The organism is Streptomyces sp. NPDC005811, from assembly GCF_040630405.1.
GTDB lineage: Bacteria > Actinomycetota > Actinomycetes > Streptomycetales > Streptomycetaceae > Streptomyces.
The window spans coordinates 52946-68924 of the sequence record NZ_JBEXXK010000047.1; the positions used below are offsets into that span (position 1 = coordinate 52946).

Consider the following 15979-nt stretch of genomic DNA (forward strand, 5'->3'; position numbering starts at 1 on the left):
GGCTACGCTGCCCGAGTCCTCTGCCCAGCAGAATAGCCCACATGAGCAACAGCCGGGCAGGTCATGTGGGCCGTTCCGCCGTTCGTCCGAACTGTGAGACGGGCACCCGTACACCTTTGCGGACGTTTCGGCGCACCGTCGACGGGATTCCGATCGATTCCGTATACAACCCGGGTGCGGTCGTATACAACAGTCCGCCGTCATTCACCGTTCACCCGGTGTTCGTGATCGCGCACGGCTTCACCGGCGACGCCGACCGCCCCCAGGTGCGCCGGGTCGCGGAGGCCTTCGCGCGGTACGGGGCCGTCGTCACCTTCTCCTTCCGGGGCCACGGACGCTCCGGCGGGCGTTCGACGGTCGGCGACAAGGAGGTCCTCGACCTGGAGGCCGCCGTCGAGTGGGCCCGCTCGCTCGGGCACACGCGCGTGGTGACCGTCGGCTTCTCGATGGGCGGCTCGGTCGTGCTCCGGCACGCGGCCCTGCACCGGGGCGTGGACGCCGTCGTCTCGGTCAGCGCGCCCGCCCGCTGGTACTACCGGGGCACCGTCGCGATGCGCCGGGTGCACTGGCTGATCACCCGCCCCGAGGGCCGGTTGCTCGGCCGCTGGGGCTTCCGCACCCGGATCCACCACCGCGACTGGGACCCCATACCGCTCTCCCCGACCGAGGCGGTCCCGAAGATCGCACCCGCCCCGCTGCTCATCGTCCACGGCGACCGAGACGGCTACTTCCCCCTCGACCACCCCCGGATGCTCGCCGCGGCGGCGGGCGAGTACGGCGAACTCTGGCTGGAACCGGGCATGGGCCACGCCGAGCACGCGGCCGACGACGCCCTGCTGACCCGGATCGCGGACTGGGCGGCGGCCCGGGCGGGCTAGCCTGAACCCTGTCGGCGAACCGGCGACGGACGAACCGGCGACAGACGAACCGACGACAGACGAACCGACGACAGACGAACCGATCCGAGAAGGAACGCGATGCCCAAGGTCACGGTGCGCTACTGGGCGGCCGCGAAGGCCGCGGCCGGGGTCGACGAGGAGCCGTACGACGCGGACACCCTCGCCGAGGCCCTCGACGCCGCGCGTGCGCGACACCCCGGCGAACTCACGCGTGTGCTGCGGCGATGCTCGTTCCTGATCGACGGTGACCCCGTGGGCACCCGCGCACATGAGACGGTACGGCTGGCCGACGGCGGCACGGTCGAGGTGCTCCCGCCGTTCGCAGGAGGGTGAGGATGACCGACCAGCAGCCGTATCAGCAGTACCCGGGGTACGACCAGCAGAACTGGCCCGCGCAGCAGCAGCAGGGCCACGACGACCCGCAGGCGCACCTCCAGTACACCCAGCAGTGGCAGGGGCAGACCTGGGAGACCAGCGTCCAGCCGCCGGTCACCGCGGACCCGGCCCCCATGCCGGCCCAGGGCTACCAGGGCTACCAGGGCGGCGGATACCCGGCGCCCGCCGCCGACGGGGCGGCCGCCGGCCAGGCGCACGCGGGCCTCGCGGGACAGCCGGGCCACCAGGCGGACGGGTCCGGCCACCAGCATTACGGGTCCGACCACCAGGCGTACGGGTCCGACCACCAGGCTTACGGGAACCAGGACGCCGCGCTCGCCCAGCCCGAGGCGGGCGCGGCCTACGGCCCCGCCACCCTCGCCGGCAACTCCCGGGTCACCGACGCCCAGCGGGCCCGGCTCGAAGGGCGTTCGCCGATCATCGAGCCCGGGATGCAGCCCGCCGCGCTCACCGCGCTGCTGGGGCTGCTGCTGTCCGGCGCGGCGGCCGTGGGGTCGTACGCCCTGCTCGTGCCGCTCGTCGTGCTCCAGGCCGTGACCGCGGCCGGCTGGTTCCGGCTGAACGGCATGTGGCCGGCCCGCCAGGGCATCGCGCTCGCCTTCCTCGGCGCGCTGGTCTCGGACGTGGCGCTGCTCGTCGCCGGCCGGGAGAACGCGCCCGCCGCGATCCTCGGCACCCTGGGCGTGTGGGTGCTGCTCTGCCTGGTCCTCCAGCTGCGTTCGCACGCCGATCCCGACGAGCGGATGTACGGCCTGATGGCGACCGTCGTCTCCGCCGCGCTGGCGATCATCGCGACCGGGCACCTCGGCGCGGACCCCGAGGCGGTGACCGTGGGCGCCGCGGCCGTCGCCGTCGCCGTCCTGGCCCGCGCGCTGCCGCTGCCGACCCCGGCCTCCGTCGTCGTGGCGCTGCTCGCCGCCGCGGGCGCGGGCATCGCGGTCGGCGGGACGACCGGGCTGGGCGCGCAGGGCGCGCTGCTCGGCGCGGGCGCCGCGGCGTGCGCCCTGATCGGCCACCGGGTCGCGAGCTACGACTACCCCTCCCGCTTCGTCCACTTCACCGCGGGCGTGGCCCTGCCCCTCGCGGCCGCCGCACCGGCGGTCTATGTGCTGGGCCGGGTGCTGGGGTAGCCGGGACGGCGTGTCACAGCTGATCGACAATTCCGGGGTGTCCCTTGCCCCCAGGGTTACGGTGGGCCGCACAGCGACCTGAACCGGGGGACACCTTCATGCGCGCGCTTCGCATACTGCTGGTCATCGTCGTGGTCCTGGGGGGCCTCTTCGTCCTCGTGGACCGCGTCGCCGTCCACTTCGCCCAGGGCGAGGTCGCGGACAAGCTGAGGACCACCGAGGGCCTCGCCACCACCCCCGACGTGTCCATCAAGGGCTTCCCCTTCCTCACCCAGCTGGCCGGCGGTTCGCTGGACGACGTCGAGGTCGGTATCGAGGACTACGAGGCGGACACCGGCGTCAACGGGCAGACCCTCCGCATCGGCGACCTCCGGGCCGACATGAAGGGCGTCGCGTTCTCCGGCGACTACAGCTCCGCCACCGCCACCACGGCCTCCGGTACGGCGACCGTCGCCTACGACGAGCTGCTGAAGACCGCCAAGTCCGAGAAGACCCGGGTCGCGCCCGGACTCACCGCCGAGGTCGTCGGCCTCTCCGACGGCGGCAACGGCAAGATCAAGGTCACCGTCGAGGCGACCGTCCTCGGCGTGAAGCTGAAGGACCCGGTCTCGGTGCTCAGCACGGTCAGCGTGAAGGGCGACATCGTCCGGGTGCACGCCGACTCGCTGCCCGACTTCCGCGGGGTGACGGCCGCCGAGAACGAGGTCCGCTCCGTCACCGACTTCCAGCAGAAGATCGAGGGGCTGCCCGGCGGCATCAGCCTCGACTCGGTGCAGGCGGGGAAGAACGGTGTGGAGATCACGGTGAAGGGTTCGAACGTCCGGCTCGCCGGGTAGGACCCCTGGCGCCGGACTCGGCGACATCCAGGACATTCGGGCGGTCGGCGTCCGACAGGCGAGACACCGCCGTCCGAACCGTAGAAGTGACGACGGATACATGCGCCCGGATCCCCCGCGGGGACAGCCCGGGCGCATTCTTCGTCCCGGCATGTGGACGATCGCATCTCATCATCCGGCCAGCTGATGACACGCCCGCCTGTCCGTCCCTACGATCGACCGCATGATGCAGCGACAGGCGGATCTCACGAAGCGGCGGGCAGTAGACCTGTGCCGCGTCGCCGCCATGCTCTGTCGCCCTGTCTGACAGCGGAAGCGCCGCCGGCCTTCCGCGCCTCCCGGCGCCCTCGATCCGAGGGCATCCGTGCGCCGGCCGCCGGCGAGACCCGGCCGCGCACCCCCTCTTTCTTGCACACCCCCGCCGCACCTGCCCCGGAGGAGAACGAGCATGAGCCGCAACGACGTCCTGGTCGACGCCGACTGGGTCGAGGCCAACCTCGACAACGCCGACATCGCCATCGTCGAGGTCGACGAGGACACGTCGGCCTACGAGAAGAACCACATCCGCAACGCCATCCGGATCGACTGGACCCAGGACCTCCAGGACCCGGTCCGCCGTGACTTCATCGACCAGGAGGGCTTCGAGAAGCTCCTGTCGGCGAAGGGCATCGGCAACGACACCCTGGTGATCCTCTACGGCGGCAACAACAACTGGTTCGCGTCGTACGCGTACTGGTACTTCAAGCTGTACGGCCACGAGAACGTCAAGCTTCTCGACGGCGGCCGCAAGAAGTGGGAGCTGGACGCCCGCGAGCTGGTCGAGGAGGTCCCGGCGCGCGCCGAGGCCACCTACACCGCGAAGCCGCAGAACACCGCCATCCGCGCGTTCCGTGACGACGTCGTCGCCGCGATCGGCGCGCAGAACCTGGTCGACGTCCGGTCGCCCGACGAGTTCTCCGGCAAGCTGCTCGCCCCGGCCCACCTGCCGCAGGAGCAGTCCCAGCGCCCGGGCCACGTCCCGACCGCCCGCAACATCCCGTGGTCGAAGAACGCCAACGACGACGGCACCTTCAAGTCGGACGACGAGCTCAAGGAGCTCTACGCCGCCGAGCAGGTGGACCTCGCCAAGGACACCATCGCCTACTGCCGCATCGGCGAGCGCTCGGCCCTGACCTGGTTCGTCCTGCACGAGCTGCTCGGTGTCGAGAACGTCAAGAACTACGACGGCTCCTGGACCGAGTACGGCTCCCTGGTCGGCGTGCCGATCGAGCTCGGCGCCAACAAGTAACCCTCCCAGCCCGCAAACCCGACCGACCGGCCTTCCTTCCGTCCGGTCAGACCCCGATGGAGAAAGACATGTGTGGAGCGAAGGCCGGCGGCCCGGACGCCTCGACGATCAAGCCCGGTGAGACCACGATCCAGGGCCAGGTGACCCGCGACGGCGAGCCCGTGGTCGGCTACGTCCGGCTGCTGGACTCGACCGGCGAGTTCACCGCGGAGGTCCCCACCTCCGCCACGGGACAGTTCCGCTTCTACGCGGCCGAGGGCACCTGGACCGTCCGCGCCCTCGTCCCCGGCGCCACCGCCGACCGCACGGTCGTCGCCCAGCAGGGCGGACTCGCGGAGGTCGCGATCGCGGTCTGAGAACCGCGGGGCTCGGGCGGTCTGTGACGGACGCCGACAGGTTCCGACGACGGAAGGGCCGTATCCCTCGCGGGGTACGGCCCTTCCGGCTGCCCGGACCTACGCTGGAGGCATGTATGCGCGCCGGCGCCACCTCTACTTCGCCATGATGGGCACCTGCATCGGCCTGTTCGTCCTGGCCTGGGCCGTCGTGCGCATCTGGTCGGTGCCGGTGGCGGTCGGCATGTGCGTGGTCGCCATGGTCATCCCGCCGCTCGCGGCGATGGTCGCCAACCGGCGCGGCCCGGAGGACCGCTGGTGGGACGACCCGTCCGGCGACCCGGAGTCCGACGAGTGGTGGGACGAACTGGACGGCAAGAAGCGCCGCCAGTAGACCTCGCCGCCGGCGGACCTCAGCCGTCGGCGGACCTCAGTAGACGAGCGCCTGGGTGTCGTCGGCCAGCGCCTCCTGGACGAACACCTGCGCACCCGCGATCCGTACGCCGTCGATGACGTCCTTCTCCGTGATGTCCCGCCGGGCCGCGCACTGCGTGCAGAGCGTGAGCCGCCCACCGGCCACGACCGACTCCAGCAGATCGGGCAGCGGGGCGGCGTGCGGCAGCTCGAACTCGGCCGCCCGGCCCGGCAGCGCGAACCACGCGGACTCCCCGGTCAGCCACAGCGACACCTCGACCCCGCTGGCCACGGCCACCGCCGCGACCGTGAACGCCTGCGAGCACCGCTCGGGGGCGTCGGCCCCGGCGGTCACCTTGATCACGAGCTTCTTCGCCATGCCCGAATCGTAATCAACTCCCTTACAACTCACGGTGTTGATCATGGGTCTCCTGTGCAGCGCGCGACACGGAGGGGGACAGTGTGCTGGAAGTGGAAGTGGAAGAGGAAGTGGAACCGGAACGGGACAAACGGCGCAGGGGCCGTACGGCCGGCTTGATCGCCGGTGCCGTGGTGCTCGGCCTGGTGGCCGGGACCTGCGCCGGCTATCTGGTCCAGGCCGACCGGGAGCCGACGAAGCTGCCCTCGCTCTCGCAGCCGACGGTGCCGCAGGCGAAGGGACCCGCCCCCGAGCCGCTGTCGGCGGCGCGGGACCGTCAGGTGAAGACCGACGGCGATCTGCGCAAGCTGCTGCTGGCGAAGCCGAAGGGCACCAAGGACGCCTCCTGGCTGGAGGGCCAGGACGGCTGGCTGGACCTGGCCGCCTACGCGGACTCCTACGAGAAGCCGGAGGAGATCTTCGGCGATCTGGTCGGCAACGAGTTCCGCAGGGTCGCCGTCACCGGCTGGGAGGCGGGCAGCGCGTACACCGTGGAGCTGCGGCTGGTGCAGTTCCGGCAGGAGGAGACGGTCGCGGCCGCCGACTACTGCGACAACAACCAGTACTGGGCGGAGAAGGAGGACTCCACCGACAGCTGGCCGATCGCCGGTACCGGCACGGGGACGGCGTACGTCCACCACAAGCCGAAGACGGAGGCGGGGTACCTGCCGCTCTACAGCGCCGAGGCGCACGCCTGGCGCGGTGACATCGCCATGGAGCTCTGGATCTACGGGTCCAGGGCGATCAGCAAGAAGACTGTCATGGACCTGGCCGAGCGGCAGATGGAGCGGCTGTGAGCGAGCAGGAGCACGAGGCCGGGGGAGCCGGGGCGGCCGGCTCGGTGGGCCCGGTGGAGCCGGTGGGCCCCGAACTGGTCGTGTCCCCGGCCGGACCCGCCGACCCCGCGGAGCGGCGCAGGCGCCGGAATCGGGCCGTGGCCGTCGCGGGGTGCCTGGTGCTGGCCGGGGCCCTGGTCGCGGGGGTCGGCTTCACGGTGGTCACCGTGCGGGACGCCGACCGGGACGCCGGGGCGCCCGTCTGGAAGTTCCCGAAGGAGACGCCGGCGTCCGAGCAGCCGGAGCGGCCCGGGGCCGGTGGTACCGGCCTGGCCGCGATGCTCGTCCCGTACGGCACGGAGGGGTTCACCCGGGGGCCGGACATCGGTGAGTTCGGCGCCGACGCGCAGCTCAGCGGGGAGCGGGCGGCCGCGCTGCGCAAGGAGGCGCTGAAGGATCTGCCGCGGTCGCAGCGCAAGCGGCTGGAGCAGCGGATCGACAAGCAGCGGATCAAGGGCATGGCGATGCGCAGCTACCTCAGCGAGGAGACCAGCGCCCTCGATGTGAACGAGGGGGTGTACTCCGTCAGCATCACGCTGTCCCAGATGGACAACAAGGCGGCGGTGCGGGACATCGCGACCTTCCAGGGCGAGTTCCTCGACGCGCTGGACATCTTCCGCAAGGGGCCGGAGATCAAGGGCCACAAGAACGCGAAGTGCTTCCTGCCGCCCAAGGACGCCGACTCCGACCTGGAGGGCATGTTCTGCTCCGCGTACGTGGGCGAGGTCCTGGTCAGCCTGAACGCCGAGGCCGTCAAGCCACTCGACACCAAGGGAGTCGCCTTGCTCCTGCGCGAACAACTCGACCGCATCGCGGAACCGGGGGAGTCGGTATGACCGAGAAACAGCCTTCGACACCGACCACTCCGGAGACAGCACCTTCTGCGACACCACCCAAAGCCGCGGTCGGCGACGGCGGGGGCGTGGCTTCGGGGCGGCCCGTGGCGGACGGTGGGCCTGCGGTCACCGGTGGCGGGGGCGTGGTTTCGGGGCGGCCCGTGGCGGACGGTGGGCCTGCGGTCACCGGTGGCGGGGGCGTGGTTTCGGGGCGGCCCGTGGCCGACGGCGGGCCTGCGGTCACCGGTGGCGAGGGCGTGGCTTCGGAGCCGCCCGCAGCCGACGACGGAGCCGCGGTCGGCGACGGTGAAGGCGTGGCTTCGGCGTCACCCGCGGCCGACGGCGGCGGGGGCGTGGTTTCGGGGCCGCCCGCAGCCGACGACGGAGCCTCGGTCGGCGACGGTGAGGGCGTGGCGTCGGGGCAGCCTGCAGCCGACGGCGGAGCCTCGGTCGGCGACGGCGGGGGCGTGGTTTCGGGGCTGCCCGTGGCGGACGGCGGGCCCGCAGTCACCGACGGCGGAGACGTGGTCGGCGGCGGTGGGGACGCGGTACCAGGGTCACCCGCACTCGACGACGAAAGCCGCACGGGTGGTGCGGGGGGCGATGGCGGAGCCGAGGCGGTGAGGGGGGCCCGGTTGCGCGCGGCGCTCCGCTGGGCAGCCGCCGTGACCGTCTTCGCGCTGGTCGGCGCGTCCACCGCGTACGGCATCACGAGGCTGGACCGCACGGACGTTCCGGGTCTGGAGACACGGTCCGACGGCCGGTGGGCGTACCCCACGCTCACCAAGCCGCCCCTTCCCTCGGGCAGCCCCGCCCCCTTCACCCGGTCCAACCCCTCCGGCGCCCACTACGCCGACCTGCGCGCCCTCGTGCTGCCCGCCCCCGAGGGCGCGACGCAGGACAAAGCGCTGGCCGGCTCCGACGGCTGGTCGGCGACGAAGGACTTCCTGAAGGAGTTCGAGGAGACCCGCCGGGACGACATCCAGGACAAGCTCACGGACGCCGGCCTGCGGCACATCGCGGCCCGCGGCTGGACCACGCCCGACGGCGTCACCACCCGGGTCTACCTGCTGCGTTTCGGCTCGGTCGCCGTCACCGAGCAGGTCCTCGGCGACGACCTGACGAGCTACGACGCCCCGGTCTACCCGGTCCGCGGCGCCGACGCCTTCGAGCGGGACGAGGACTTCCCGCTGGCCCCCCAGTCCAAGAACGTCGCCCTGACGCCGTACGCGGAGACGAAGCCGTACGGCAGTGAGCAGGTCCGTCTCGCGTTCCTGAGCGCCGGCGACGTCCTGGCGATGATCGTGCAGGCCGGGAAGGGCGGCATGCCGGTGATCCCGTTCCAGCAGACGGTGGTCCTCCAGAGCGAGCTGCTGGAGTGATCCCGCGGCGCCCGTGAGGGCCCACCTCACACGGAGGGCCGGTCCCCGGCCGCGTAAGCTGGGGGCCGGCCCTGTGTACGTACGGAACCAACCACGCTCATCCGAGGAGCACCCCGTGGAGATCTTCTTCGAAACCCTGCTGGTCCTGGTCTGCGTCGGTGTCCTCGCCTTCGCCGCCCTGACCGTGAAGAAGCTGTACCAGGGCCAGCGCTGACCCACCGATCCAGGAACTGCCAACCATGATCGAGATTCCGTCCGACCTCCACAAGGACCTCGTCCCCCTCGCCTTCCTGCTGGGCACGTGGGCGGGCGCCGGGGTGCACGACTTCCCCGGTGCGGAGAAGTGCAACTTCGGGCAGGAGGTCACCTTCAGCCACGACGGCCGTGACTTCCTGGAGTACCGGTCCCACACCTGGGTCCTGGACAGCGACGGCAACAAGGTCCGTCCCCTGGAGTCCGAGTCCGGCTTCTGGCGGATCGACGGCTCCCGCAAGGTCGAGGTGACGATGACCCGCGACGACGGCGTCATCGAGATCTGGTACGGCGAGATGGCCGACAAGAAGCCGCAGATCGACCTGCTCACGGACGCCGTCGCCCGCACGGCCGCCTCCCGCCCCTACACCGGCGGCAAGCGGCTCTACGGCTACGTCAAGAGCGACCTGATGTGGGTCGGCGAGAAGCAGACCCCCGAGGTCGAGCTGCGCCCCTACATGTCGGCCCACCTGAAGAAGGTCGTCACGCCCGAGGACGTCGAGCGCTGGGCCAAGGCCCTGCCCGACGACATGCCGGACGACGGCATCGCGTTCTTCAAGTAGTTCTAGACTTCCAGTGTGGTGAGCACCGACTGGAAGAGCGACCTCAGGCAGCGCGGCTACCGGCTGACGCCGCAGCGGCAACTCGTGCTGGAAGCCGTGGACACCCTTGAGCACGCGACCCCCGACGACATCCTCACGGAAGTGAAGAGGACGGCGTCGGGGGTCAACATTTCCACCGTCTACCGGACCCTGGAGCTCCTGGAGGAGCTGGGTCTGGTCAGCCATGCCCATCTGGGGCACGGCGCGCCGACGTACCATCTCGCCGACCGGCACCATCACCTCCATCTGGTCTGCCGGGACTGCGAGAACGTCATCGAGGCGGATGTGCAGGTGGCCGCCGAGTTCACGGCCAAGCTCCGGGAGACCTTCGGCTTCGAGACGGACATGAAGCACTTCGCGATCTTCGGCCGCTGCCGGGACTGCACGTCGAAGGCCATGGCGGACGGACGTTCGACCGCCAAGAGTTCCCTTACCGAGTCGTAGGCTTGGCGCATGAAGAGCCCTCTGCTGTCCCTGCCCGGCGCCGTCCCCGCCGAGGGCGTGGACGAAGGCGTCGCCGCCCACTACGGCGACCTGTTCCGTGAGCAGCGCGCCCTCGCCGACGGCACCGGTTTCGTCGACCTCTCGCACCGCGGAGTCGTCACCGTCACCGGCGAGGACCGTCTGAGCTGGCTGCACCTCCTGCTCACCCAGCACGTCAGCGACCTCCCGGCCGGCCAGGCCGCCGAGGCCCTGATCCTCTCCGCGCACGGCCACATCGAGCACGCGCTCTACCTCGTCGACGACGGCACCACGGTCTGGGCCCATGTCGAACCCGGCACCCAGGAGGCGCTCCTCGCCTACCTGGAGTCGATGAAGTTCTTCTACCGGGTCGAGGTCGCCGACCGCACCGCCGACACCGCCGTGGTCCACCTGCCCGCCGGCTCCATCGCCGAGGTGCCGGACGGCGTCGTCGTCCGCGAGACCCCGTACGGCCGCGATCTCTTCCTGCCGCGCGCGGACCTGGAGTCGTACGCCGACAAGACGGGCCCCGCGGCCGGGATCCTCGCCCACGAGGCCCTGCGCGTCGAGCAGCACCGCCCCCGCGTCGGCTTCGAGACCGACCACCGCACCATCCCGCACGAGCTGGGCTGGATCGGCACCGCGGTCCACCTCCAGAAGGGCTGCTACCGCGGCCAGGAGACGGTCGCCCGCGTCCAGAACCTGGGCAAGCCGCCCCGCCGCCTGGTCTTCCTGCACCTCGACGGCAGCGAGGTCCACCTCCCGCCCCAGGGCACCGAGCTGCGGGTCGCCGACGAGGCCCCCGACGGCCGCACGATCGGCTTCATCACGACCTCGGTACGCCACCACGAACTGGGCCCGGTGGCCCTGGCCCTGGTGAAGCGGAACGTCCCCGTGGACGCCCCGCTGATGGCCGGCACGACGGCGGCGGCCCAGGAGACGGTGGTCGAGCCGTAGTTCCCCGGCGGCCGTCCGGGTTCTAGATCTCGATCAGCACGGTGAAGGGGCCGTCGTTCGTCAGGGACACCCGCATCCGCGCCCCGAACCTGCCGGTCGCGACGGTGGCCCCCAGCGCCCGCAGCTGCGCCACGACCTCCTCGACCAGGGGCTCGGCGACGGGCCCGGGGGCGGCGGCGTTCCAGGTGGGACGCCGCCCCTTGCGGGCGTCCCCGTACAGGGTGAACTGGCTGATCACCAGCAGCGGGGCGTCGATGTCACTGCACGACCTCTCCTCGTGCAGCATCCGCACCGACCACAGCTTGCGGGCGAGCTGGGCCGCCTTCTCCTTCGTGTCCTCGTGGGTCACCCCCACCAGCACGCACAGCCCCTCGCCGGTGATCTCCCCGACCGTCTCCCCGTCGACGACCACACTCGCGCCGTCCACCCTCTGCACCACAGCTCGCATGCGGACCATCATGCCGGGTGCCCCGCACGGACCCGCGAAGGGCCCATTTTTGATCCTTTAGGCCCTGTCTGGGGCCGTTCGGGGGGACTCGGTCACCTCGCGGCGACTTGGGGTGGCACGATGCTTTCCACCACACGCCGGTCGAGGGGACGGTAGAGGGACATGAGCACACCGAGTACCGAGCGGCCGGCGACCCACCGGCCGCCCGCCCAGCGCGGCGAGAGTTCCGGGCCGCCCGCGGATCCTCCGGGGCACGAGCTGGCCCGGCTCGGCCTGCCCGAGCTGCGCACCCTGCGCCAGGGCGCCCAGCGCGACGAGGCGGACCTGAGCTACGTACGACGCCTGTTGCAGGGCCGGATCGACATCCTGCGCGCGGAGCTGGCCCGCCGCTCCCCGTCGGGCGCCGCGTCGGTCGTCGAACGCCTTCCCGAGATCCTCACCGACGCCCCGGCCCGCCACCGCTCCTCGGCGCGCCACGTCACCCTGGGCACCCCGCACAGCGAGGAGTACGGCCGCCTCGCCGCCGACATGCTCGCCGACGTCGAACTCTCCGACCTCGACGCCCGCACCGACCCGGAGCTGCACGCGGCGATGGCCCGGCTGGTCGGCTACGAACAGCAGGTCTCCCGCCGCCGCCAGCACCTCCAGCGCACGGCCGACGACTGCGGAGCGGAGATCACGCGCCGCTACCGGGAGGGGGAGGCCCAGGTGGACGACCTGCTGGTGTGACCCCGTGGGCGGGTCCTCCGATGGGGCCGGTGCGGGGGCGGGGGAGAAAACCCGGCGACACCCGCCCCCGCCCTGCCTACCGTGGCCCCATGGACGTCCGCCCCCTCACCGACCATGAACTCCCCGCCTGGATGCGCGCCCTGAACACGGGCTTCCTGCGCCCCCCGGCCGTCACCGAAGAGTCCGTCGCCGCCCGCCGGGCCACCCTCGGCGACTCCCGGCTGACCGGCGCCTTCGACGCCGACACCTGTGTGGCCACCTTCCGCTCCTTCCCGCAGGAACTCACGGTCCCGGGCGGCACCTCCGTCCCGGCCGACGGCATCTCCAACGTCGCCGTCCTGCCCACCCACCGCCGCCGGGGCCTCCTCACCCGTCTGATGGCCGACGACCTGACGGCCGCGAAGGACCGCGGGGACGTCGTGGCGACCCTGATCGCCGCCGAGTACCGCATCTACGGCCGGTACGGCTTCGGCCCCGCCACCACGATGACCGAGTGGACGGTCGACGTACCGAGGGCGGGCTTCGACCCCCGCCACCCGGTCCCGCTGGCCGGCGGCCGTATCGACCTGGTCGACGGCGCCGAGGTCCGCAAGCTCGGCCCCGTCCTGCACGAGCGCCTGCGCCGCGGCCAGCCGGGCGCCGTCAGCCGCCACGAGCACTGGTGGGACATGAACACCGGGGTGATCCACCTGCACGGCGAGGCGAGCTGGACCGAGCCGTTCTACGCGGTGTACCGCTCGGCGGGCGGCGAGGTCGAGGGGCTGGTCTCCTACCAGGCGGACGACCACTGGACCGACGCCAAGCAGCCGCGGAACACGGCCTCGGTGAACTGGCTGCTCTCGGTGACCCCGGCCGCCGCCCGCGCCCTGTGGCACTACCTGTGCTCGATCGACTGGATCACCCGGGTGAAGTCGGGCTGGCGCTCCCCGGACGACGTGCTCCCGCTCCTGCTGCCCGACCCGAGGGCGGCGAGCATCACCACCCAGGCGGACTGGCTGTGGGTGCGGCTCCTGGACGTCGTACGGGCCCTGGAGGCGCGGTCGTACGACACGGCGGGCGCCCTGGTCCTGGAGGTGGTCGACGGGGCCGGCCTGGCCGGGGGCCGCTTCCTGCTGGACGCGGCCCCCGACGGCGCCTCCTGTACGCCGACGACCCGCGACGCCGATCTCACGCTGGACGTGGCGGAGCTGGCGTCCCTGTGGCTCGGTGACGAGTCGGCGGTGCGGCTCGCGGCGCTGGGCCGGCTCCGGGAAGAACGAGCGGGCGCCGCCCGGGGGGCCGACGCCCTGCTGCGTACGCCCGGGCGACCGTGGTGCCCGGACCTGTTCTGACCCTCCTTTCGGCATCCGGCGGCGGGGAAGGTGGTGGTGCCTGGTGATGGTGCATCCGTAGCTGTTCAGTTGTGGCTGTGCGCGCGATGTTCGGTTGTGGCTGTGCGGCGATCTGCAGTTGTGGCTGTGCTCAGGTGTCGGCTTCTCGGGCTCCCGGCTCCCCTCCGGAAGGGAGTCCGACCGGCCAACCGTCCGGAAGTTTGACCATGTTGTTGAAGTTGGCTGCCAACTTCACTGTACTTATGTCCGCTTGGAAGCGTCCTATAACCATCTCTCTGAGAACTGCCACAAGATGGCGGGAAGTTGTACTGTTCCCCCGTGGAGCCGGAACATGCCCCCGTCAACGGACGGGGGAGAGCGGGGCGGCCCCAGCCCTCGCACCGCGAGGTGGCCGACGAGCTGCGTACCCGGATCAGGACCGGAGTGCTGCGGCCGGGCGAACGCATGCCCACGCAGGCCAGGTTGGCGGACGAGTTCGGGGTGGAGCGGGGGGCCGTACGCCAGGCGCTGCGCATTCTCCAGTCGGAGCACCTGCTCACCAACGTCTCCAAGGGAAGCCCGGCCACGGTCGCCCCGCCGCCGGGCGCGGCCGGCCCGCCGACGGGTCCACAGGCGGCCCCGCAGCCGTCCATGGTGGGCCTCCCCCCGCGGATGACCGAGGCCTTCGCGGCCCCGCATGTCCAGGTCGACGCCCTCTGCCTCACGGCGGTCTCACTGACGGCGGCGATCGGGGAGCCGCTGCGCCGGATCCACGCCGGACAGCTGAAACCGGCCAAGATCGACGTCAGGGTCCTGTTGCCCTCCCGGAACATCGACCTGGCCTTCCCCGCGGCGGTGGACACCTCGGCCACCGAGCGGCTCCAGCGCCACTGGCTGGCCCACCGCAACGCGCAGGGGCAGGTGCTGCGCCACAATCTGCTCAGCCTGCGCTCCACGCACGGCATCGATGTCAGCGTCACCTTCCGCGCGCTGCCGTTCACCCCGCCGGTGAAGCTGTATCTGCTCAACGGCACGGACGCGCTGTTCGCGTACTACACGGTGCGGCTGCGCGAGGAGACGATCGACCAGGAGAACCTGGAGATGTACGACGCCGAGGGCACGCGGTCGGTGCTGTTCGCCTTCGAACAGGGGGCCGGTCCGCGCGACTCGGCGTTCGTGGAACAGTCCCAGCTGTGGTTCGACGCACTCTGGGAGACGATCAGCTCGGAGCTGCTGCTCACGAGCTGACGGCGGGTCCGGTGGCCACGAGGGCGAGGACCACGGCGCCGACCGAGCTGAGGGCCGGGCTCTTGGCCTTGATGCCGATACTGAGCAGCAGCAGTCCGACGGCTCCGGTGGTGCCGTACTTCCACTGGATGGCCTGCTCGACGCCGACGACGATGGCGGCACAGGCGAGGGTGAGGACAGGCATGGTATTCCCCCCTTCTTTACCAACTCGATCAAGTTGGCAACCAACTCTGATTAGGTTGTCCCCACTTGGCACCAACCCTCAAACAACTTTCAAGCAACTCCCCATAGATGGATCTAAGTTGTAGCGTTTGGTCGTGACCCAGGAGAACGTGGCGGAGAACGTGGCAGTGAACGGCAGCAGAAGGTCGCCCCAGGAGATCGCCGACGTCCTGCGGCAGCGCATCCGGGCCGGTGACCTCAAGGCCGGCGACCGCCTGCCCACCCAGGCCGAGCTCGCCGACGAGTTCGGGGTGGAACGCGGAGCCGTCCGCCAGGCCCTGCGCGAACTCCAGCTCGACGGACTCCTCACCCACGTCAGCAAGGGCAGCCCGCCGCGCATCGCCGAACCGCCCGCGCCCGGTCACGACGAGCCCCAGCCCACCATGGTCGGCCTCGCCCCCCGTCTCACCGCGGCGTTCTCCGCCCCGCACGTCCGTATCGACGCGGCCTGCCTCACCGCCGAGAGCCTGATCCCCGCCCTGGGCGAGCCGCTGCGCCTCATCCACGCGGGCGTGCTCCACCCCCAGAAGATCGACGTCCGGATCCTCCTGCCCTCCCGCCGTATCAATCTGGCCTTTCCCGTCCCGGTCGAGGGCCGCGGCGACGACGACCCGGTCCACCAGCGCTGGCTGGCCATGCGCAACGCCCAGGGCCATGTCCTGCGCCACAACCTCCAGACCCTGCGCTCCCACGGCATCGACGTCGACATCACGTTCCGTGCGCTGCCGTTCACCCCGCCCGTGAAGCTGTACCTGTTCAACGGCTCCGAGGCGCTGATGGCGTACTACATGGTCGAGCGGCGCGAGGAGGCGACGGACGCCGGACCGCTCGACATGTACGACGTCCTGGGCACGGAGTCGCTCCTGTTCTCGTTCCAGTCCTCCGCCGGTCCGCGCGACGCCGCGTTCGTCGAGGAATCGCAGAAGTGGTTCAACGCCCTCTGGGAAACCATCACGACGGACCTGACACTCTCCTAGTG

General features: G+C 71.3%; 21 protein-coding genes. 18 read left to right on the top strand and 3 right to left on the bottom strand.

The features are described 5' to 3' along the window. Positions 1-41: 41 nt before the first annotated feature. The 8 genes from ABZ490_RS38155 (at position 42) to ABZ490_RS38190 (ending at position 5278) form a co-directional block, all read left to right on the top strand. A complete protein-coding gene (locus ABZ490_RS38155; RefSeq protein WP_359001206.1) occupies positions 42-878 on the top strand; it encodes an alpha/beta fold hydrolase in 837 nt (278 codons plus the stop codon). 99 nt (positions 879-977) lie between these two features. Then, on the top strand, positions 978-1232 hold the full coding sequence (locus tag ABZ490_RS38160) for a MoaD/ThiS family protein (protein ID WP_359001209.1): 255 nt from the start codon (positions 978-980) through the stop codon (positions 1230-1232). Positions 1233-1234: 2 nt separating this feature from the next. Continuing rightward, positions 1235-2425 carry a hypothetical protein gene (locus tag ABZ490_RS38165; RefSeq protein ID WP_359001212.1) on the top strand — a complete coding sequence of 397 codons (1191 nt, stop codon included), beginning with the start codon at positions 1235-1237 and terminating at the stop codon, positions 2423-2425. 98 nt (positions 2426-2523) lie between these two features. Next, positions 2524-3261 carry a DUF2993 domain-containing protein gene (locus tag ABZ490_RS38170; RefSeq protein WP_359001215.1) on the top strand — a complete coding sequence of 246 codons (738 nt, stop codon included), beginning with the start codon at positions 2524-2526 and terminating at the stop codon, positions 3259-3261. A gap of 226 nt (positions 3262-3487) precedes the next feature. Further along, positions 3488-3568 (top strand): Ms5788A family Cys-rich leader peptide, encoded by an 81-nt coding sequence (locus ABZ490_RS38175; RefSeq protein WP_359001348.1) that lies wholly within the window; start codon positions 3488-3490, stop codon positions 3566-3568. A 141-nt stretch (positions 3569-3709) separates the two neighbouring features. Further along, entirely contained in the window at positions 3710-4549 is an 840-nt protein-coding gene (locus ABZ490_RS38180; RefSeq protein ID WP_359001218.1) for a sulfurtransferase, read from the top strand. A gap of 68 nt (positions 4550-4617) precedes the next feature. Beyond that, the gene (locus ABZ490_RS38185; protein ID WP_020122955.1) at positions 4618-4905 is read left to right on the top strand and encodes a DUF1416 domain-containing protein; all 288 of its coding nucleotides are present in this window, start codon (positions 4618-4620) and stop codon (positions 4903-4905) included. 112 nt (positions 4906-5017) lie between these two features. Continuing rightward, positions 5018-5278, top strand: coding sequence for a DUF3099 domain-containing protein (locus ABZ490_RS38190; protein ID WP_359001222.1), 261 nt, complete (start codon positions 5018-5020; stop codon positions 5276-5278). A 36-nt stretch (positions 5279-5314) separates the two neighbouring features. On the opposite strand, the gene ABZ490_RS38195 is transcribed toward ABZ490_RS38190, so the two are convergent. Then, on the bottom strand, positions 5315-5677 hold the full coding sequence (locus ABZ490_RS38195; protein WP_359001225.1) for a DsrE family protein: 363 nt from the start codon (positions 5675-5677) through the stop codon (positions 5315-5317). Between the two features lie 98 nt (positions 5678-5775). Between ABZ490_RS38195 and ABZ490_RS38200 the strand changes: the two genes are divergently transcribed. The 6 genes from ABZ490_RS38200 to ABZ490_RS38225 all read left to right on the top strand — a co-directional run bounded on the left by ABZ490_RS38200 (position 5776) and on the right by ABZ490_RS38225 (position 11043). After that, complete coding sequence (locus tag ABZ490_RS38200; protein WP_359001228.1) at positions 5776-6513, top strand: hypothetical protein; 738 nt, start codon at positions 5776-5778, stop codon at positions 6511-6513. After that, the gene (locus ABZ490_RS38205; protein ID WP_359001231.1) at positions 6510-7388 is read left to right on the top strand and encodes a hypothetical protein; all 879 of its coding nucleotides are present in this window, start codon (positions 6510-6512) and stop codon (positions 7386-7388) included. The genes ABZ490_RS38200 and ABZ490_RS38205 overlap by 4 nt, the downstream gene beginning before the upstream one ends. A 314-nt stretch (positions 7389-7702) precedes the next feature. Continuing rightward, on the top strand, positions 7703-8770 hold the full coding sequence (locus tag ABZ490_RS38210; protein WP_359001234.1) for a hypothetical protein: 1068 nt from the start codon (positions 7703-7705) through the stop codon (positions 8768-8770). Positions 8771-9009: 239 nt separating this feature from the next. Continuing rightward, complete coding sequence (locus tag ABZ490_RS38215; RefSeq protein WP_359001237.1) at positions 9010-9585, top strand: FABP family protein; 576 nt, start codon at positions 9010-9012, stop codon at positions 9583-9585. Positions 9586-9600: 15 nt separating this feature from the next. Continuing rightward, on the top strand, positions 9601-10068 hold the full coding sequence (locus ABZ490_RS38220) for a transcriptional repressor (protein ID WP_359001240.1): 468 nt from the start codon (positions 9601-9603) through the stop codon (positions 10066-10068). Positions 10069-10077: 9 nt separating this feature from the next. Beyond that, entirely contained in the window at positions 10078-11043 is a 966-nt protein-coding gene (locus ABZ490_RS38225; protein WP_359001242.1) for a folate-binding protein, read from the top strand. 22 nt (positions 11044-11065) lie between these two features. On the opposite strand, the gene dtd is transcribed toward ABZ490_RS38225, so the two are convergent. Then, positions 11066-11491, bottom strand: a complete 426-nt coding sequence (gene dtd, locus ABZ490_RS38230) for a D-aminoacyl-tRNA deacylase (protein ID WP_359001245.1) — start codon at positions 11489-11491, stop codon at positions 11066-11068. 162 nt (positions 11492-11653) lie between these two features. On the opposite strand from dtd, the gene ABZ490_RS38235 reads away from it, so the two are divergent. The 3 genes from ABZ490_RS38235 (at position 11654) to ABZ490_RS38245 (ending at position 14778) form a co-directional block, all read left to right on the top strand. Beyond that, a complete protein-coding gene (locus tag ABZ490_RS38235; protein WP_359001247.1) occupies positions 11654-12220 on the top strand; it encodes an aerial mycelium formation protein in 567 nt (188 codons plus the stop codon). An 89-nt stretch (positions 12221-12309) separates the two neighbouring features. Then, positions 12310-13551, top strand: coding sequence for a GNAT family N-acetyltransferase (locus ABZ490_RS38240; protein WP_359001250.1), 1242 nt, complete (start codon positions 12310-12312; stop codon positions 13549-13551). Positions 13552-13869: 318 nt separating this feature from the next. After that, positions 13870-14778, top strand: coding sequence for a winged helix-turn-helix domain-containing protein (locus tag ABZ490_RS38245; protein ID WP_359001253.1), 909 nt, complete (start codon positions 13870-13872; stop codon positions 14776-14778). Here ABZ490_RS38245 and ABZ490_RS38250 read toward each other — a convergent pair. Beyond that, positions 14768-14962, bottom strand: a complete 195-nt coding sequence (locus tag ABZ490_RS38250; RefSeq protein WP_359001256.1) for a hypothetical protein — start codon at positions 14960-14962, stop codon at positions 14768-14770. The two genes, ABZ490_RS38245 and ABZ490_RS38250, sit on opposite strands and share 11 nt — an antisense overlap. A 127-nt stretch (positions 14963-15089) precedes the next feature. Here ABZ490_RS38250 and ABZ490_RS38255 point away from each other — a divergent pair, with 127 nt between their 5' ends. Continuing rightward, positions 15090-15977 carry a winged helix-turn-helix domain-containing protein gene (locus ABZ490_RS38255; RefSeq protein ID WP_359001259.1) on the top strand — a complete coding sequence of 296 codons (888 nt, stop codon included), beginning with the start codon at positions 15090-15092 and terminating at the stop codon, positions 15975-15977. Positions 15978-15979: the final 2 nt, after the last annotated feature.

Coding starts and splice junctions, on each gene's coding strand:
- ABZ490_RS38185 (WP_020122955.1), top strand. CDS start 4,618: ATGTGTGGAGCGAAGGCCGGCGGCCCGGACGCCTCGACGATCAAGCCC.
- ABZ490_RS38180 (WP_359001218.1), top strand. CDS start 3,710: ATGAGCCGCAACGACGTCCTGGTCGACGCCGACTGGGTCGAGGCCAAC.
- ABZ490_RS38215 (WP_359001237.1), top strand. CDS start 9,010: ATGATCGAGATTCCGTCCGACCTCCACAAGGACCTCGTCCCCCTCGCC.
- ABZ490_RS38190 (WP_359001222.1), top strand. CDS start 5,018: ATGTATGCGCGCCGGCGCCACCTCTACTTCGCCATGATGGGCACCTGC.
- ABZ490_RS38155 (WP_359001206.1), top strand. CDS start 42: ATGAGCAACAGCCGGGCAGGTCATGTGGGCCGTTCCGCCGTTCGTCCG.
- ABZ490_RS38175 (WP_359001348.1), top strand. CDS start 3,488: ATGCAGCGACAGGCGGATCTCACGAAGCGGCGGGCAGTAGACCTGTGC.
- ABZ490_RS38225 (WP_359001242.1), top strand. CDS start 10,078: ATGAAGAGCCCTCTGCTGTCCCTGCCCGGCGCCGTCCCCGCCGAGGGC.
- ABZ490_RS38195 (WP_359001225.1), bottom strand. CDS start 5,677: ATGGCGAAGAAGCTCGTGATCAAGGTGACCGCCGGGGCCGACGCCCCC.
- ABZ490_RS38165 (WP_359001212.1), top strand. CDS start 1,235: ATGACCGACCAGCAGCCGTATCAGCAGTACCCGGGGTACGACCAGCAG.
- dtd (WP_359001245.1), bottom strand. CDS start 11,491: ATGCGAGCTGTGGTGCAGAGGGTGGACGGCGCGAGTGTGGTCGTCGAC.
- ABZ490_RS38235 (WP_359001247.1), top strand. CDS start 11,654: ATGAGCACACCGAGTACCGAGCGGCCGGCGACCCACCGGCCGCCCGCC.
- ABZ490_RS38240 (WP_359001250.1), top strand. CDS start 12,310: ATGGACGTCCGCCCCCTCACCGACCATGAACTCCCCGCCTGGATGCGC.
- ABZ490_RS38160 (WP_359001209.1), top strand. CDS start 978: ATGCCCAAGGTCACGGTGCGCTACTGGGCGGCCGCGAAGGCCGCGGCC.
- ABZ490_RS38170 (WP_359001215.1), top strand. CDS start 2,524: ATGCGCGCGCTTCGCATACTGCTGGTCATCGTCGTGGTCCTGGGGGGC.
- ABZ490_RS38250 (WP_359001256.1), bottom strand. CDS start 14,962: ATGCCTGTCCTCACCCTCGCCTGTGCCGCCATCGTCGTCGGCGTCGAG.